Origin of the sequence: [Flexibacter] sp. ATCC 35103 (assembly GCF_001975985.1) — a bacterium.
GTDB lineage: Bacteria > Bacteroidota > Bacteroidia > Flavobacteriales > Flavobacteriaceae > Flavobacterium.
In genome coordinates this window covers 170,636-187,759 of sequence record NZ_MTQF01000010.1, presented here as the reverse complement: position 1 = coordinate 187,759, position 17,124 = coordinate 170,636, and the positions used below count along the sequence as shown (strand labels likewise).

General features: G+C 31.0%; 17 protein-coding genes and 1 tRNA gene. 10 read left to right on the top strand and 8 right to left on the bottom strand.

Annotation, left to right across the window (positions count from 1 at the left end):
• Positions 1-6 precede the first annotated feature (6 nt).
• Complete coding sequence (locus tag BXU01_RS19330) at positions 7-1,176, top strand: proline dehydrogenase family protein (RefSeq protein ID WP_055092153.1); 1,170 nt, start codon at positions 7-9, stop codon at positions 1,174-1,176.
• A 129-nt stretch (positions 1,177-1,305) separates the two neighbouring features.
• On the opposite strand, the gene BXU01_RS19325 is transcribed toward BXU01_RS19330, so the two are convergent.
• Positions 1,306-3,093: an ABC transporter ATP-binding protein gene (locus BXU01_RS19325; RefSeq protein ID WP_083694810.1), complete on the bottom strand. Its 1,788-nt coding sequence runs from the start codon at positions 3,091-3,093 to the stop codon at positions 1,306-1,308.
• A gap of 263 nt (positions 3,094-3,356) precedes the next feature.
• On the opposite strand from BXU01_RS19325, the gene BXU01_RS19320 reads away from it, so the two are divergent.
• Positions 3,357-3,434 (top strand) — tRNA-Val (locus tag BXU01_RS19320).
• 55 nt (positions 3,435-3,489) lie between these two features.
• Here BXU01_RS19320 and BXU01_RS19315 read toward each other — a convergent pair.
• From BXU01_RS19315 to BXU01_RS19305, 3 genes are all read right to left on the bottom strand, one after another.
• Positions 3,490-4,188 (bottom strand): hypothetical protein, encoded by a 699-nt coding sequence (locus tag BXU01_RS19315; RefSeq protein WP_083694809.1) that lies wholly within the window; start codon positions 4,186-4,188, stop codon positions 3,490-3,492.
• Between the two features lie 231 nt (positions 4,189-4,419).
• On the bottom strand, positions 4,420-4,941 hold the full coding sequence (locus BXU01_RS19310) for a GNAT family N-acetyltransferase (protein ID WP_083694808.1): 522 nt from the start codon (positions 4,939-4,941) through the stop codon (positions 4,420-4,422).
• 144 nt (positions 4,942-5,085) lie between these two features.
• Positions 5,086-5,922: a prolyl oligopeptidase family serine peptidase gene (locus BXU01_RS19305; protein ID WP_083694807.1), complete on the bottom strand. Its 837-nt coding sequence runs from the start codon at positions 5,920-5,922 to the stop codon at positions 5,086-5,088.
• A gap of 531 nt (positions 5,923-6,453) precedes the next feature.
• Here BXU01_RS19305 and BXU01_RS19300 point away from each other — a divergent pair.
• The 8 genes from BXU01_RS19300 (at position 6,454) to BXU01_RS19265 (ending at position 12,483) form a co-directional block, all read left to right on the top strand.
• Positions 6,454-6,819, top strand: coding sequence for a hypothetical protein (locus BXU01_RS19300; protein WP_123774119.1), 366 nt, complete (start codon positions 6,454-6,456; stop codon positions 6,817-6,819).
• A gap of 124 nt (positions 6,820-6,943) precedes the next feature.
• Positions 6,944-7,303, top strand: a complete 360-nt coding sequence (locus BXU01_RS19295) for a VOC family protein (RefSeq protein WP_083694805.1) — start codon at positions 6,944-6,946, stop codon at positions 7,301-7,303.
• A gap of 143 nt (positions 7,304-7,446) precedes the next feature.
• Positions 7,447-7,908 carry a MarR family winged helix-turn-helix transcriptional regulator gene (locus BXU01_RS19290; RefSeq protein WP_083694804.1) on the top strand — a complete coding sequence of 154 codons (462 nt, stop codon included), beginning with the start codon at positions 7,447-7,449 and terminating at the stop codon, positions 7,906-7,908.
• 124 nt (positions 7,909-8,032) lie between these two features.
• The gene (locus BXU01_RS19285) at positions 8,033-8,440 is read left to right on the top strand and encodes a helix-turn-helix transcriptional regulator (protein WP_083694803.1); all 408 of its coding nucleotides are present in this window, start codon (positions 8,033-8,035) and stop codon (positions 8,438-8,440) included.
• A 160-nt stretch (positions 8,441-8,600) separates the two neighbouring features.
• Positions 8,601-9,947, top strand: coding sequence for a hypothetical protein (locus BXU01_RS19280; protein WP_083694802.1), 1,347 nt, complete (start codon positions 8,601-8,603; stop codon positions 9,945-9,947).
• A 7-nt stretch (positions 9,948-9,954) separates the two neighbouring features.
• The gene (locus BXU01_RS19275; RefSeq protein WP_083694801.1) at positions 9,955-10,374 is read left to right on the top strand and encodes a hypothetical protein; all 420 of its coding nucleotides are present in this window, start codon (positions 9,955-9,957) and stop codon (positions 10,372-10,374) included.
• A 113-nt stretch (positions 10,375-10,487) separates the two neighbouring features.
• Positions 10,488-10,898, top strand: coding sequence for a hypothetical protein (locus tag BXU01_RS19270; protein ID WP_083694800.1), 411 nt, complete (start codon positions 10,488-10,490; stop codon positions 10,896-10,898).
• Between the two features lie 388 nt (positions 10,899-11,286).
• A complete protein-coding gene (locus BXU01_RS19265; protein ID WP_083694799.1) occupies positions 11,287-12,483 on the top strand; it encodes a PQQ-binding-like beta-propeller repeat protein in 1,197 nt (398 codons plus the stop codon).
• Between the two features lie 109 nt (positions 12,484-12,592).
• On the opposite strand, the gene BXU01_RS19260 is transcribed toward BXU01_RS19265, so the two are convergent.
• From BXU01_RS19260 to BXU01_RS19245, 4 genes are all read right to left on the bottom strand, one after another.
• A complete protein-coding gene (locus BXU01_RS19260) occupies positions 12,593-13,720 on the bottom strand; it encodes a nuclear transport factor 2 family protein (RefSeq protein ID WP_083694798.1) in 1,128 nt (375 codons plus the stop codon).
• Positions 13,721-13,761: 41 nt separating this feature from the next.
• A complete protein-coding gene (locus tag BXU01_RS19255) occupies positions 13,762-14,220 on the bottom strand; it encodes a nuclear transport factor 2 family protein (protein ID WP_083694797.1) in 459 nt (152 codons plus the stop codon).
• Between the two features lie 82 nt (positions 14,221-14,302).
• Positions 14,303-15,337: an AraC family transcriptional regulator gene (locus tag BXU01_RS19250; protein ID WP_083694796.1), complete on the bottom strand. Its 1,035-nt coding sequence runs from the start codon at positions 15,335-15,337 to the stop codon at positions 14,303-14,305.
• 92 nt (positions 15,338-15,429) lie between these two features.
• Complete coding sequence (locus BXU01_RS19245) at positions 15,430-16,989, bottom strand: serine hydrolase (RefSeq protein WP_083694795.1); 1,560 nt, start codon at positions 16,987-16,989, stop codon at positions 15,430-15,432.
• Positions 16,990-17,124 lie beyond the last annotated feature (135 nt).

The following is a 17,124-nucleotide window of genomic DNA, read 5'->3' as shown; positions in this document are numbered from 1 at the left end:
ACCTTAATGGAAAAAATATTCGATAACACTCAGGTTGCATTTTCGCTAAAAAGCGACACAGAACTTGATAGAGCTTATTTTCTTTTTAAAATGATCGACAGCCAACCTTTAGTAAGGATAGGAACTGCTGTTACCAATTTTGCCATCAAAGCAAATCTTCCTGTAGAAGGATTAATTCGTGCAACTGTTTTTGACCATTTTTGTGGTGGCGTAAACGAGAACGATTGTATTACAGTGGTAGATAAAATGTTTACCAAAGGTGTTTCATCTGTTTTAGATTATTCTGTTGAAGGAAAAGAGGAAGAAGAGCAATTTGACGCTGCTTTACAAATGACTTTAAAAACAATTGAATTTGCTAAAGAACGTTTGGCGATTCCGTTTGCTGTTTTTAAACCAACAGGTTTTGGACGTTTTGAATTGTATGAGAAATTAGGCGAAAAACAAACTTTGACTCCTGCAGAACAAGCAGAGTGGGATAGAGTAGTGGCCCGTTTTGACCAGGTTTGTGGTGAAGCACATAAAAAAGATGTGGCTTTATTGATTGATGGTGAAGAAAGCTGGATGCAGGATGCCGCTGATGATCTTGTTACTGATATGATGCGTAAGTATAATAAGGAGAAAGCAATCGTATTTAATACTTTGCAAATGTACCGTTGGGACCGTCTGGATTATTTAAAAAAATTGCATGAAGTGGCTAAAACTGAAGGCTTTTTTATTGGAATGAAACTGGTTCGTGGTGCTTACATGGAAAAAGAAAACAAAAGAGCAGAAGAAAAAAATTATGTTTCGCCAATTTGTGTTTCTAAAGAAGCTACAGATATTAATTATGATGCTGCTGTACATTATATGTTAGAGCATTTAGAAATAATGTCAATTTTTGCGGGAACTCACAATGAATTGAGTTCTTATAAATTGATGGAAATGATGCAGGAAAAAGGAATTGCGAAAAACGATAATAAAATATGGTTTGGACAATTGTACGGAATGAGTGATAATATTAGTTACAACCTTGCCGAAAATGGTTATAATGTAGCGAAATATTTGCCATTTGGCCCTGTAAAAGATGTTATGCCTTATTTGATTCGTCGTGCCGAAGAAAATACTTCTGTAGCGGGTCAGACAAGCCGTGAATTATCGATGATAAAAGCAGAACGTAAGAGAAGGAAAGGGAAATAGTTTTCAGTCTCAGTTTACAGTTTACATAAAAAAGCTCCAATTTGCATTGGAGCTTTTTTATGCACTTTTTTTAACCCGACAGGTTTTAAAAACCTGTCGGGTTTAATTTTGAGGTTTAGGATTTTCTAACTAATAATTACTAAACTGAAGATTACTTAGGTTTTTATAGGTTCCGTTTTCGAGATTTATTAATTCCTGATGCGTTCCTTCTTCGGTTATTTTTCCGTTATCTAAAACTAATATTTTATCAGCGTTTCTAATAGTCGAAAGGCGGTGAGCAATAATAATACTTGTTCTTCCTTCCATTAAAACTTCTAACGCTTCCTGAACTAATTTTTCGCTTTCGCTGTCTAAAGATGATGTTGCTTCATCTAATATCAAAATACTTGGATTTTTAAGCAATGCTCTGGCAATTGCAATACGCTGGCGTTGTCCTCCGGATAATTTTACGCCGCGTTCTCCTACGACAGTTTCAAATTTCTCAGGGAAACCTTCTACAAAATTAAAAGCATTTGCTTGTTTTGCAGCCAGGATAATTTCTTCATTGGTTGCATCTGGTTTTCCGTATGCAATATTTTCCTTGATGGTTCCGCCAAATAAAATTACATCCTGAGGAACAATACTCATATTACCACGAAGATTTTCAAGATCATAATCGTAGATATTTTTTCCGTCAACTGTGATTTCTCCTGAACTAATATCATAGAAACGCAGTAAAAGGGAAGAAATAGTAGATTTTCCGGCGCCACTTGGACCTACAATCGCGATTTTTTGTCCAAATTCAGCAGTAAAATTCACATCTTTTAATACCTGAACTTCTTTTCTTGAAGGATAGTTAAAAGCTACATTTTTGAAAGATACATTTCCTTTTATTTTTTCTAGTGGAGTACTATTTTGTACTGCATTTATTTTCTCCGGAGTTTCTTCTAATAATTCAAAAACTCTTTCGGTAGCGCCAATTGCTTTTTGAATTTGTGCATATAACTCGGCAATTCCACCAAATGAAGCGCCAACAAATGTCGAATACAATACAAATGAAATTAATTGTCCAACGCTCATTTCGCCTGCAATACTTAACCGAACTCCGTACCACACAACAGCAACGATAGCACCAAATAAACAGAAAATAATAAACGATGCAAAGTAACCACGATATTTACCGCCTTTGATAGCCAGTTTTACAACTTCGCTAATTTTACCTTTATAACGGGCAACTTCGTACCATTCGTTTGCAAAAGCTTTTACGATACTAATTCCCTGCATGGTTTCTTCTACAATAACCTGGCTTTCTGCAACCTGATCCTGAACTTGTTTTGAATATTTTCGAATAAAACGTCCAAAAATTACAGCAGCAACGGCTACAAGAGGAACTACGGCCAACATTAATAAGGTTAATTTAAAGCTTTCTGTAGCCAATAAAATAACCCCGCCTATAATAAGTATAAATTGACGTAAAAACTCGGCAATTGTCGATGTTAGCGTATCCTGGATCTGAGTAATATCTGCACTTATACGACTGTTTAGTTCTCCAACTCTTTTTTGAGAGAAAAATGTCATTGGCAGTTTTACTAAATTGGTATATAGTGATAATCGCAGGTTTGCTAATGTGTTTTCGGTAAAATTAACAAACAAAGACAATCTGAAAAACGAACAGAACGATTGCAGAAATAAGATCACAATTAATCCTAAAGCAATTTTGTTTGCCTGATCATTGTCTTTATTTTTTACACAGTCAATCAACATTCCCATTAATTTAGGAAAGGCGAGGGCAGTGGCTCCTGTAAGTAAAAGGAAAACCAAGCCAACATAAAATTTCCATTGGTGCTTTCCGGCGTATTTGAATATTATAGTTGCTTTGTTAAGTGAAGTAGCGGTTATTTTTGATTTTGGTAAATCATTTTCTTTAAATCTTGCCATTTGAGTATACAATTAAGGTTTACAAATGTATGATTATAGCAAATGAATACAAAGGATTATTATAAATTAGAGTTTGCCATCTGTATTTTTAACTAAATATAAGGAAATAGCATTTTTTTTCATTTTTTAAGAAGCTGAAAAATAGATTACTAAATAAAAAAGCTAAAAAATATTTCATTTTATTTCAAAAAACGCTTGCAAATACAAAATCTAGCTGTATATTTGCACTCGCAATCACATAACGATAGCAACCTAGTAAAATAGGGCGATTAGCTCAGCTGGTTCAGAGCACCTCGTTTACACCGAGGGGGTCGGGGGTTCGAACCCCTCATCGCCCACCAAGAAACTCCTTAAGAAATTAAGGAGTTTTTTTATGCCTTTTCTAAAATGAATTTTCTAAATTTTAAACTTATATTTAATTATCTTCCATAAAGTTTTAAATTTATCCATTTGTTCCTTATTTGAATTTGTTGCTATATTTTCACTTGCATCTGTAAAAAGATCAGCAGTAAAAGTTTTGTATCCTCTTTCATCAAAATTGATATCTGTTCTTTCTGCTAACTGTTTTTGAATATAATAATTCTGAACTTCTTGAAAATTGACTTTATTTCCCCATTTTTCATATACCGATTTACATGAGCCGTAATTTTTTAAATGCTCAATAAAATTATGGTCAACTTTTATATTTAATAAAATTTCTCCTTTATTGTTTTCATAATTCTCTTCAAACGAATCTATATTTTCAGAAGTTATTAGACCGCCAGTACTCCAAATAGAATCCTTTATAAAAACGTTTTCCAGAACAGCAAACTCATAATGGTTAATTGTCATCGATCCGTATTCAGAGAAATGAAGCGCTATATAATTTTTTGCACCAATTTCGTTTGCTAATTCTATAAAATGATAATCATTTTTATAGTTTAACATATTAGAATCATTTTTATTCAAAACATCTGTTATTAATTCCCCATATTCAAATCCTTCAAAAATAGGAACTGGTATATACAAAACTCCCGAATTAATAAAATGTGGCATTTCTGCTGCAATTTCAAAGTCATTTTCAGCAAAAATTATTAATGATATATCTTGAGACATAAATCTTTGGAAGTTGTTAATTTGATGATTTTACTATTGTTTTTATAATGGTTAAATATAAATTAATTTCATTTCGATCAATAAATTATTTTAATGTTAGTTACTTCAAATCAAGCAAAAAAAAGACTCTTAAAATAGTTTCCTTGTTTTACATTTTTACGATGTTTGTTAATCCGAATACCGAATGCGAAGTCAGAGATATTCTCCTAAGAAAACAGATACTTAACAACTTCAAGTCGTCAATCGATACAAAATAAGATTAGGATTATTTTCTACAATATCATCTAGTTTCTTAAAATTTAATTTCTGAAGAAGTTTCGTTGAGCTTTGATTATCTTGATGTGTTTGCGCATCTATCGCTTTTATTTCAAGTGTTTTAATTGCGTATTCCAGAACTTTCTTCGCAGCTTCAATCATAATTCCCTGATGCTGATATGGAGTAAGAAGCTCATATCCAATTTCACATTTCTTTAGATCGTCTAAAAAGTCAAATAGACAAATTGTGCCAATAAGCTTATCCTCACCGGTTTTTGTAATTGCCCAGTAAAAAAGTTCCTCGCTTTCATTTTGAATTATTATTTCGATAAAATTTAAGGCATCTTCTATTGTTTTGCTTGGCTTTCTGTCAAGAAATTTATTTATTTCTGTGTCTGAACGCAATTGCAATATTTCTTCGGAATCATTTTTTGAAAGTTTACGAAGTGTTAACCTTTCGGTAAGCAATGTTGGGAAAGTTTGCAAGTTCCTTTTCATTTTTAAAAACGGTTTTTCTGCCTGACTAAATTTTTTATTTATAATTAGCTTTTATTCAGGCTAATATAATAAATATTTTTTCGTACTAGAACCAACACAAATTTCAAATGCAAGCTGTAATATCTTAAGTTGTACCTCAATTTTTTATTTATGCTTATCAAATAACCATTTTGGAATTTCTTCGGTTGTTAAAAACGGAATAACAATGTTATTATGATTTAGGTTGCTAAATGTAGTAAAGATGAGATTTTTATCTGACGGCATTTTACGAAACAATTCAAGACTTCCAACATAAGGATTTTCATCATCTTTTTCGCCGTGAATAAGCCATATATTTTTGCTTTTTATTTTTTTGAGATTAGAAAAATCAGGAACAGCCGCAATAGAAACAGTGGCCGCAAATTTGTCTGGCGCAAGATTTAGTAAATTTTGTGCCGTAGAACCACCCATAGAATAACCAATTAGGTAAATCCTGTTTTTATCAATATTTGGATATTCTTTTTCAACGTTTTGAATTAGTTCTAATAAGGCAAAAACATCTTCTGAAGGTTTCGAAATTTGAATTCCATCACTGTTTTTCTCATAATCTGAAGAACGCTTATTGAATTGCGGCGCTATTACATAACATTGATATTTAGTATAAATTTCAGGTCTTAACCAAATTTTCGCAAATGGTTCAAGTTGGTTTTCATTATCATTTCCTAATCGGGTAGAGTTGTGAAAGGTAATTACTAAAGGATATTTTTGGTTATTATTATCTTTTGGTTTTAGGAGTCTGTAAGGAATTTGAATGTTTTTTTTAGTAAATATTTTTTTTTCAAAAACATCAGTATTTAGACTGTTTACTATTTTTTTATTATTTGCGAAAGTTAAACTATCAACAGTCATTTCCCTGAACTCTTTTTTCTGTCCGACAGCGAAATTTACGGTTAAAACCAAAAAAAATATTGATAGAATTTGTTCTAAATTTCTTTTATACATGAGGTTTTTATAAGATTGGGAGCTAACAAAATAAAATAACCAGAAGACATCCAAGCTATATTAGCTATATATTATTAATTAGATTTTTTTGGACTAATATAAGAAAAATCTTTATTGTAATTAATTCATTCAAGTCAAAATAAATATGAATTCAAACTATTTTATTGCCAGCTTCTTTTTATGGCTTTATTGTTTTATTCTTGCATACACAAATCATAAACAAGACATTATAAGATATTTTAGAATAATCAAAAAATAGATGAATAATTAATACGAATACATTTGAGATCAAAACAAAATCTAAAGAAAATAGAAAGAAGGAAGCTTAAGAACAAAGAGAAAAAAATCAACCAAAGGCATTATATTCTTTTAATATTAGCTATGATTTTTGCTATTATAAACCATACATTCTTCGAAAGTGCAACAATTGGACACGATATTCGATATAACATTTATATATTTTTTCTGCCATTATGTATCGGAATATTATTTTTTGGGATTTACAGGAAAGATTTCTTAATTAGGACATATTTGAGTTTTACCAAGGCATATGAAAAAATATATGTGATTTTGTTTTATTTACTGCAAGGAATTATAGTTTCATATTTGAGTTTTGGACAATTTGCTGGCGTAACATGGAATTATATAAACACCAGAGAAGCAGAAAAAAATCAGATCGAAATAATAAATTGTAAAGTAGATGGTTTTTATACTAGAAAAAATCCGGATATTTCTTTTAAGTTTCAAAACCGGACTGAAGTCTTCAGCGTTAGTCAGGAAATGAATCGGCAAAATTATAATCGCAATCCAAAAGACTATTCATTAGAAATTACGGTGCAAAAAGGAATTTGGAATTACTACGTTGTCAAACACTGGGAACTTAAAAACATGCGCTGATATACTTCTATAACTTTCTAAATATTCAATTCTAATTTTTACTTTCAAAAAATAAATATACAAACTATTTGTATATTGTTGTCGTGTATATTATATTTGTGACAACAATTTAAATTTATTAAAAATGAGAGAATTAACATTTGCGTCACTACAAGTAAATAATTTAGAAGCATCGAAAGACTTCTACGAGCAAAAATTAGGTTTTGAAATTGGAAACACAAACCCACAAGCCTGTATTTTTAAGTACAATCAAGGACAAGCGAGTTTTGCTATTCGCACACCTCTCGAACCAATTGAAGGCAAAGAATTAGGAACTGGCGTGGCACTTTGGTTTGCTGTTAACGAAAATGTAGACGAATTGAAAGAAAAATTGATAACGAATGGAGTAACCACAGCTGGACCAATTATAGAAACACCTTTTGGCAGAGCATTTCACGTAAAAGACCTTGACGGTTATAAACTTACATTTTTGGAGACAAAATAAAAGTAAATTATTTAGTAATTTTAGAAACAAATTCAAGAACAAAATAATTTCTTATCCAGATTTGCTACAGATTCTCTTGATTATCTTTGAAATTTATAAACTCGATTTTGACTTAATATCGACACAAATGCTTCAATATCATTATGCCTAAAGAAATTAATTTTCATTTTAAAAGTCCAAAAGATAGTCCTGGTTATTTGCTTGGACAACTAACAATGCTTTGGCAGCGCAAACTAAAAAAAGTTTTAGATCCATTAGATTTAACGCAAACTCAATTTGTGTTGTTGGCTGCTTTAGGCTGGCTTTCGAAAAAAAGCGATTCTGTTACACAAATTGATATTGCCAATCAAAGTAATGCTGACAGAATGATGGTTTCAAAAGTATTGCGAACGCTGGAAGATAAAGGCTTCATAACACGACAGGAACATGAAACTGATACAAGGGCAAAAACGATTAAGCTAACAAATACAGGCGAAACCGTTTTGCAAAAAGCAATCGTTGAAGTAGAAAATGCCGATCTTGATTTCTTTTCTACTTTAGATGAAAATCTTTCTCCTTTTAATGCTAATATGGCAAAACTTATTGATGAAAATAAGAATGAATAAAAACATTGTCCTTATATAATTTCTGACAAATGAATATTTACAGGATATTTTTTTACCTTTGAAAATAAGAGTTTTTAATCTAGATGGCTTTATATTTGAGCCTTCGGAAAATTTGATATTTATTATGGAACAAAAAATACATCAGGGAAGAAACGTAAAACGTTTTAGAGAAATGCTTGGCATAAAACAAGAATCATTGGCTTTTGATTTGGGAAACGACTGGAATCAGAAGAAAATTTCTATGCTGGAGCAAAAAGATGTAATTGAAGATAATCTGTTGAAACAAATTTCGGGCGCGTTGAGAATTCCTGTTGAAGCGTTTCAGAATTTTGACGAAGAACAAGCAATAAATATCATTTCTAATACTTTTAATGATCACTCTAATGGATACAATTATTATCCAACTTTCAATATAAATCCTGTAGATAAATGGATGGAAGCTTTAGAAGAAATCAAAAGATTAAATCTGGAACTTTTAAAATCTAAAGAGGATCATATTAAAGCTTTAGAGAAATTGTTTTCAAATAAATAGACACATATAAACTCCTTAAGAAATTAAGGAGTTTTTTTATGCCTTTAGTTTTTTGATTGTTCAGCTTGTCCTATTTTGATATTCTTATGACTTTTTGTGGCATCTTATTTAGTTTAAATCTCGGAATTTTAATAAAATATTAACAATTAAAAGACCAATTATGAGATTTAAAGTAAAAAGTGTTGTAAAAGGATTGTTATTTTGCTGGGGAATGGCTTTCTATAGTTGCGAAAACGATTCATCAGCCACTAATGATCTTACAAATAAAGACAAAACAATTATTAATGCCAGAAAATATTTTGAGAATAACAAGCCGAATTTAGAAGCGCTCGAATACACCAAGGCTGTTGACTGGAAAAATGCCATTTTACTCAATAATAATGGACAACTGGCTGTTGAAGTTCCTTTGCAACTATTGAATAATACCTCCACAAATGTTCTTGAAGACAAAGACTATAAAACTTATATGAGACTATTGTTTATTAAAAACATTGATGATACATATAATTCGTTTAATATTGTTTATACTACCAAGGATAAATCATTTAATAATAACGACAAATCATTTAATATCCTCGATATTGGTTCTAAATATTCAGGCTATATAACGATTCAGAAAAGTGATAATAAAATTTCATTCTCAGCAAAATATATAAATGGAGAACTATTTGGCTTGCATAATTTTGATCAGGGACAGAGTTTAACCAGCAGATTGGAATGCACATACTATGTTACTGTAGAAAATTACACAACTTGCAGTAACTGGGTATGGTTACCTGATTATATTTCTATTCCCGGTGGTTTTGGCAACCTGCCTTTTGGATATATGCCAGGAATCACGGGTCCGCTTTTCCCAAATGGAATTCCCCCTTTTGATCCATGCCTTGCTGCAGTAAGAGCATCGATGATAGCATCAAATGCAGGCTTTATAAGTGCAAGAGCAGCTGTTGTGCAGGCTGGTGCTGATGGAAATGAACACAGTATTACTCTAGGAACACCAAGTTCAGGCGTATATTCGCAGTCAGTAATGAGAAATGGAGGAACAAACGGAGTAGCAGTAAGCGAATATCCGGGAGCTATGGCAGCAATCCACAATCATCCAAATAATACTCCGCTATCTTCAGGCGATATTTATGCAGCTGTCACACTAAACACTAAAAGCTCTGCCTTTTATACATCAATAATTGTAACTGGAGGCGAAACTTACGCAATTGTTGTTAATAACCTGCCAGCTGCGCAGAATTTTGTAAAAAATTACCCTCCTGATTTATTACCTAATTATCCGCCTGAGTTTCCTAATTTTATATTTGATCAAATTGATGCAATGAAAGATTATATGGGCTACAATATCGAAGGGCGTACATCCGGAATTGCTTTTATATTGGATAAATATGATGCTGGTATAACGTTACTCAAACAAAATAGTAAGGGTGAATTTTACCCTCTTACAAGTAAAGAAATTACACAAAATGGTTCAAAAACATATACTTTAACACCTTGTAATTAAATCTAATATGAAAAATATACTGAAAAATTTAGCAATATTATTATTTTTAATAAATTATAATTGCACAGCACAACAAATGGTTCAAACAACAAAAAATGTTTATTTATTAAAAACAAATGAACAACAATTTCTTAACAAACCATTGAAACATCTTTTACAAGAAATAAAACCGGAAATTAAAACTGCAGATGCAACTAACGATGATCCGATTTATTATTTCAGTTTTAAATTTAGAACATTGAAACAACGTAAAAAGAATGAAGGAAATAAGGAAGATCGAGTGTCACTATATGTCTATGTAAAGACTCCAATTGAATGGAAATATGAAGATAGACCTAAAGGAAATGAATTAATGTGGACAAAAGAAGATGTAGAAAAATATGGTAATCTTACTGTAATTCGAATTAAGGTCGCTGGTAGTGAATAATTAAATTATTAATCTTTTATTAAATCCTTAATCAAATAAATTGACTGAGGATTTTTTTTTGCACTCTAAATAATTGAAAACATACACTTTAAGACCTTTTAATTAAATAAAATATGAAAAATATATTCATTTTTTTTGCTATATTATTATTATTAATAAATTATAACTGCAGAGCACAACAATTGGTTCAAACTACAATTGATCTATATAAATTAAAAACAAATGAGCAGCAATTCATCAATAAACCTCTAAAAAATCTTTTAAAAGAAATAAAACCTGAAATAAAACTTGTTACAGCAACTGTAGATCATCCTTCTTATTTTTCTTTCTATTTTATAAGTCGTGAAGAATTGAACAAAAAAATAGATGGAAGTGCTCTGAGATTATATGTATATATAAAAGAACCTTTGGACTGGAATTTTAACAAAAGACTTAAAGGCAAACAATACCAATGGACAAAAGAAGATCTAGAAAAATACGGTAATCTTACTGTAATTCGAATTAAGGTTTCTGGTAATGAGTAATTAATCATTAACTTTTATTAAATCCTCCATCAATAACTTGATTAAGGATTTTTTCTATAGTAAATGGTCAAAACATATTCTTTGATTAAAATACGTAAAGTTACTTTTTTGCCCTTACAGGGCTAAAACTCTAACCCTTTTTCGTTCATAGCGCTTCGCACTATGCTATTGCTGAGGCTCTTTCAGAGCAAAAGGTTTAAGGCAATTATAGTTGTAAATCTACGTTATCTGGTTACAATTCGTTGAATTGTAATTCATAATTCAAAGGCTTATGACTTCGAATAATGCTATAATAATTTTTTACTACATTTGACATAGATATTCTTTCATTTAGCAACTTTATTGCTAAGAAGAAATAATATTATTTCATTAACCCCAAATTTTAAAAATGAAAAAAAAAATAATAACTCTTTTATTTGTATTTGCTGTTATAAATATATTTGGGCAAGCGCCAACTACGCCAAAATCTGGCAATCCTAATTCTAATAATAAGATTTTACCACCTAATGAAATCGTTACTAATAAGGTGATAACGCCGCTTAAAAAAGTGGCATTAGATCAGGCTTTAATTTTAATTTATGATTACGACGGTTCTCTTTTTTCATTCGATTTAGAGTCTGAGCAAATTGGCTGGACGGTAAAAGCTACAGATGCGTATACAGAAATGTGCGCAAATGCAGTAACATTGCTGGATGGCGTGATATATGTTCCGTTTATCAATGGTGAGATTTTTGCAATTGACAACCAAACCGGTAAACCTTTTTGGAAAACAAGATTAGGAAATATTACGGATCAAATTGTACTAAAAGATCAAATTCCGGTTATAAGTGGCGGAAAACTATATATAACTTCTCAAAATGGCAATATTTATGCTCTTGATACCAAAGATGGAAGTTTGATATGGAACTACAAATTAGATTCTGCAAATAATGATATTCCGGTTCTGTCTTTCGATAATAAAGTTTTTACCCAAAGCGGATCTAATTTTTATAGTTTAGATGCAAATACAGGAAAACTTATTTACCAAAAAACCTTTGAACAACCCTTACATGGAAAACCGGTAACTGATGGTGAAAATGTTTTTATAGCAAATGAAAAAAATGTGATTTTTGCCTTAAGTCCTAATAAACCAGATATTTTATGGGAATTTAAATTTGATGAAAATCAAAATAACGTAAAAGAACGCATATTTTGCAAAGACAAAAAAGTATATTTTGCAGCACAAGGCCCAGAAGTTTCTTCAATATATGCTTTAGATTCAAAAGCAGGAACTCAGCTCTGGAAAACTGATTTTAAAGGCGATAATGTAGAGTATATAGTTGAGGAAAGTGATAATATTTGGGGATATACCCGTAAGAAAAAACTTTTTCAGATAGACATCACAAATGGTGAAATAGCACTGGAAGCAAAATTAACAACAAATCCTATTTCAAATCTTGAATTTGCAAATGATGATTTCTTATTTTATTATTCTGATGCAGCTTTAATTCAATTTGAATTTAAAACACAGGACGAAAACGAAGTTTATCTTCGAACCTCAATCAAAGATGATGTTTATAGCGCTTATGTAAAAATGATTCGATAAAAAAAATCAATTGCTTGGTTTAAATCTGATAATTCACAAAAAAACTCCTTAAGTAATTAAGGAGTTTTTTTTATGATGCTTCTTTATTTTCTTTTCCATTTAAGTCTTTTCAGTTTTTTGTCAATTCTTTCCAGGAATAACTTTTATGCACTATTTTCCAGGTATTTTGATATTTAAGTATCAAAAAATAATCGGTAAAAGTGCGCTGATTTGGTATTACGATTTCTGCTTTTGCTATTGCTGCATCTTTTTCTATGTCGATTGCAATTATATTTCCAATTCGGTTATTTTTTTCACCAGCTTTTATATTCGCAATATATTCTTTGCCGGAACGTATCCACAAAGTATCTTTTGCAACGGTATAAAAATTAAAATCGGGATGAAAAGGCTTTCGTAATCTTTCGGGTTGTCCGTTTGCTGTTCCTTCAATATATTCCAGCAATATTTCTGTAATTTGTGCCAAATCACTTTTTACAGCTGTATTTGAGTTTTCAAAATTAATTTTTAGGATCGCTATAACTTCATTTGCAACTTTTAGTGCTGAGCTTGGATCTTGTCCGGTTACAAATCTTCCGTCAACAATATAAAAACCGTCTCTGGCTTTTTCAGAATACTTAAAGTTTCCTTTATTTTTACTTATTTCTTTGTCTATCGAGAACGGAAATGCTTTGTAATATTCGGCATTTTTATTTTCGAATATATCCGGATATCCTGTGATTTTTTTCCCTGCATAAAGCGAATTCCCCTTTTCGTTTTTTAGATAAGCGATTCCGGCGGTTCCGTGGCAAATTGCAGCAATTACTCCTTTTTTATTGTAAATCTTTCCGGCAATTTTCTGAATAGTAATGTCTTCTGCTACACCAAACATTGCTGCGCCGCCGCCACTGTAAAAAATTGCCAAATAGTTATCTGAAATAATTTCCGTTGGTTTCATTGTATTTGCTAATTTGTTCATAAACCAACCATTATACAAATACTTTTTTTGCAAACTCTCTGATGTATTTATGTATCCCAAAGAAATTGCACCGCCTTTTGGGCTAATAAAATCAACTTCGTAACCAGCTTTTATGAATGCATCATAAGGCACAATAATTTCCTCAAAGTGATTGGCGGCAGGGATATTTGTGTTTCCATAAAACTCCTGGCTTGATGTTACAAATAATATTTTATTTTGTGCATTGATGCTTGCACAATTCAAGCCTGTTAAAGTAAATAATAAGATTATCGTTATTTTCATTTGTTAGAAATTAGAATGTTTAACTATAAAAAACAACATTATTATTTTGCTTTTGGCGCAGGAACTTCAACGGTTTTATGAGGTGTTCTGGTCGAAATTTTATCCACAATTAACCAGCCTTTGTTTGTCTTTATAAAATGAAAATAATCTATAAATAGAAGTGTTGCTGTACTAATTTCGACTTTTGCAATTGCCACATTGTTTGTAATATCTATAAATACAGTGCGACCGGACCAATTTTTGGGTCTTGGATGCGCTGTAAAACCTACAACATATTGCGCTTTAGTGACGGTTTTTAATTCGTTATCAGCAAAATATTTCAATTGCCAGGAATCATCAAATGAAGAACCTATTTTGACTGAATCTCCCGTAGCTTGACCGTCTAAGTATAAATTTATTGTTTTTTGAATCAGATTCCAATCGTTTATAGTGTCGCTTGCTTGTGCATTTACATTTAAAGACAAAAGAATAACCGAAATAAATAAAAGCATTTTTCTCATTTTAATTTTTTTAAATTATTAATAATGAGTACAAATATTCAGGTTTAATGCGGCTTGCGGGTTTTAGATTATAAAGTAGAACTTATTTTTTCAGGATATTTTTTTGATATTCTGCAGGAGTTATGCCCGTAATTTTCTTAAACGTAGTAAAAAAGGTCGATTTTGAACTAAAGCCACTATCATAACCCAAACTTTCGATTGTATAATTGTTTGTGGATTCTAACAGTAATTTTGCCTTTTCGATTCTATATTCTTTAATTAGGTTTGAAAAAGATTTACCCAATATTTCATTAACATATTGCGAAAGTACATGTTTGGTTACTTTAAGTTCTTTTGCAGCTTCATCAAGAGAGAAATCAGGATTTAGAAAAAGTTCTTTTTCTAGTATAACGGATAGTTTTTGATTCATTAAACCTAATGTTTCTTTATCAATTTCTTTATTCTTGTATTTCTCTTTTTCATTAAAGAAAGTAGATTCAGGACTGTTTTTAAAGATTAATAGTAAAATAATTAGATATAAAACAAATGTAAAGGACAAAGCTCCAACAATATATGATGTATAAGCTGCAAATGTATATGCCAACCAGATAAATGCCACGCCAAAATAAATACTAAGAAACCAAACATCGATTCGTTTTAAAGTTTCTTTGCCCTTTATTTTTTGAATAATCGAACGAATATATTTAAAAGATAAAACAATGTAAACAAACCATTGAGCGTATATGACACACACAATCCATTTGCTCCAAATCTCCCTGTGTTCTACATAAGGATATAGGGAACCCAAAATGGTAATTATTACCAAATTAGGGATTACATTTTGTTTCCAGTTTGCTTTTTCAACTTCTGAATATGATTTTAGATATAAATAAAGAAACGGACCAATAAGAACGCAGGCAGAAAGCCCAATATGAATGAAAATATTAGATAAATTCGGATTAAAATAAAAAAATATCGATTTGATAATTCTAATACTTAAAACCAATAGGAGCAAGGATAGAAAATAGTTTGTAAAATTTTTCTTTTTAGCATTTACAGCAAAATACAACGAAAGTAAAATACCATTGAAAGCGCCTAAAGCACTAAAAAAGAAAAGTAACAAATTTGATCCTGCCATTATTGAGTAAAGTTAATAGGGTTTTAATTGGTCATTAAACCCTTGTATACATGTATCTACATTCATAATAATTATCTTTATAGTTTAATGCCTTATTTTACTCTTTTTAAATCTAAATCCTGAAAGTCGAAACTAAAATCTATGTTTGGAGAAATCCCTTTCATCAAAATAGATTGTGCTTTGCCTGTTTCATCAAGCGAAAACATAGCAAAAGCATCACAATTCATTGCCTGATATTCCCATTTTATGGCAAATGTATTGGCGTTATAAAAAGCCATTGGACCATTTAATTTAGGCGAACGATAGGATTTGAACCATAATTGTTTATCTTTTTCAAATACTTCAATTTCACCAAACCATTTATCAGCATAAACTCCTATAAAATCTGCATTTTTTACTTTTATATTTTTTGAGGATTTTACTTTTTCCCAAATACTTTTTGTCACGTCGTCACTTGTATTTTCACCTTGTTTCATCCATTCCACTACTTTATTGGTCCAGCCATAATCTTCTAATCCCAAATAACTATCAGCAATAGTATTTGTAACTGCAGTAAAAAGTCCTGCACCGCCATTTTGGGTATTTGTTAAAACCACAATTCCCAGATTAAGGTCCGGATACATAGTTACAATCGAAAGCATTCCTGGTAATCCTCCTGTGTGTGATACTTTTAGGTTTCCTTTCTCATCAGATATTCCCCAACCCAAACCATAACCACTAAAATGAGAATTATATCTGGGATTTGGATCTGCACCTAAAGTGGTATGAATGCGCCACATTTCGTCATGGTTTTTTTCAGAAAATAGTTTTGATTTTAAATCAGTTCCGTATTGACCTTTATTTAAGCGCGTTATCATCCATTTAGACATATCAGCAGCATTCGAGATTATCCCTCCGGCAGCACCGTTAACCTGAATTTGAAATTTTTCGATAGTTTTTATTGTTCCTGATTCTGACGAATGTGGTACTGCCAGATTACTTTTATCGTTCATTAAATCGATTCCTGCAAACGAATTATTCATTTGCAAAGGCTCAATGATTCTCTTTTGTACAAATGCTTCATAACTCATACCGCTTACTTTTGCAATGACTTCTCCGGCTACAATATAAAGCAGATTATCATAATCGAATTTGGTTCGAAAAGCCGAAACTGGCTTAAAATATTGAAAACTAGTCATAACATCTTTGATGGTGAAGTTTGAACCATCAGGAAAAAACATCAAATCGCCAATACCTAAACCAAGTCCGCTTCGATGCGTTAATAAATCTTCTATATTAAAATTCTCAGTTACATAATCATTATACATCTTAAATTCAGGCAAAACGTCCCTTACTTTGTCTGTCCATTTTAGTTTGCCTTCATCTTCTAAAATAGAAAGCGCCGCAGTTGTAAAGGCTTTACTATTAGACGCTATTTGAAAATTGGTAAATTCGTTTACAGGCTTTTTAGTTTCTACAGAACTAACGCCATAACCTTTTAAATGAATTACTTTTCCGTCTTTTACAACAGCAACTGATGCGCCGGCAACTTTTAATTCTTTTAATGAATTTTCTACTAAAGCATCAATTTTTTCAGATGTTAATTGAGCAAACATTGATGATGTAAAACAAATAAAAGCGAGGGAAGTAAAACGAATTGTTCCTTTTTTCATAAAATTTTTTTTTGTGGTTTTGGTTTGTTACTAGTTAGCGATAAACAGCAATAATACTCCTAATTTATAAAGGATTTGTATTACAAATTAACATTTATCGTTGGCTAATATAAGAAATATCTTTCTTGTAAATAG

Excerpts from the sequence above, each read along its gene's own strand:
- BXU01_RS19330 (WP_055092153.1), top strand. The coding sequence starts at position 7 with ATGGAAAAAATATTCGATAACACTCAGGTTGCATTTTCGCTAAAAAGC.
- BXU01_RS19325 (WP_083694810.1), bottom strand. The coding sequence starts at position 3,093 with ATGGCAAGATTTAAAGAAAATGATTTACCAAAATCAAAAATAACCGCT.
- BXU01_RS19315 (WP_083694809.1), bottom strand. The coding sequence starts at position 4,188 with ATGTCTCAAGATATATCATTAATAATTTTTGCTGAAAATGACTTTGAA.
- BXU01_RS19310 (WP_083694808.1), bottom strand. The coding sequence starts at position 4,941 with ATGAAAAGGAACTTGCAAACTTTCCCAACATTGCTTACCGAAAGGTTA.
- BXU01_RS19305 (WP_083694807.1), bottom strand. The coding sequence starts at position 5,922 with ATGTATAAAAGAAATTTAGAACAAATTCTATCAATATTTTTTTTGGTT.
- BXU01_RS19295 (WP_083694805.1), top strand. The coding sequence starts at position 6,944 with ATGAGAGAATTAACATTTGCGTCACTACAAGTAAATAATTTAGAAGCA.
- BXU01_RS19290 (WP_083694804.1), top strand. The coding sequence starts at position 7,447 with ATGCCTAAAGAAATTAATTTTCATTTTAAAAGTCCAAAAGATAGTCCT.
- BXU01_RS19285 (WP_083694803.1), top strand. The coding sequence starts at position 8,033 with ATGGAACAAAAAATACATCAGGGAAGAAACGTAAAACGTTTTAGAGAA.
- BXU01_RS19280 (WP_083694802.1), top strand. The coding sequence starts at position 8,601 with ATGAGATTTAAAGTAAAAAGTGTTGTAAAAGGATTGTTATTTTGCTGG.
- BXU01_RS19275 (WP_083694801.1), top strand. The coding sequence starts at position 9,955 with ATGAAAAATATACTGAAAAATTTAGCAATATTATTATTTTTAATAAAT.
- BXU01_RS19270 (WP_083694800.1), top strand. The coding sequence starts at position 10,488 with ATGAAAAATATATTCATTTTTTTTGCTATATTATTATTATTAATAAAT.
- BXU01_RS19265 (WP_083694799.1), top strand. The coding sequence starts at position 11,287 with ATGAAAAAAAAAATAATAACTCTTTTATTTGTATTTGCTGTTATAAAT.
- BXU01_RS19260 (WP_083694798.1), bottom strand. The coding sequence starts at position 13,720 with ATGAAAATAACGATAATCTTATTATTTACTTTAACAGGCTTGAATTGT.
- BXU01_RS19255 (WP_083694797.1), bottom strand. The coding sequence starts at position 14,220 with ATGAGAAAAATGCTTTTATTTATTTCGGTTATTCTTTTGTCTTTAAAT.
- BXU01_RS19250 (WP_083694796.1), bottom strand. The coding sequence starts at position 15,337 with ATGGCAGGATCAAATTTGTTACTTTTCTTTTTTAGTGCTTTAGGCGCT.
- BXU01_RS19245 (WP_083694795.1), bottom strand. The coding sequence starts at position 16,989 with ATGAAAAAAGGAACAATTCGTTTTACTTCCCTCGCTTTTATTTGTTTT.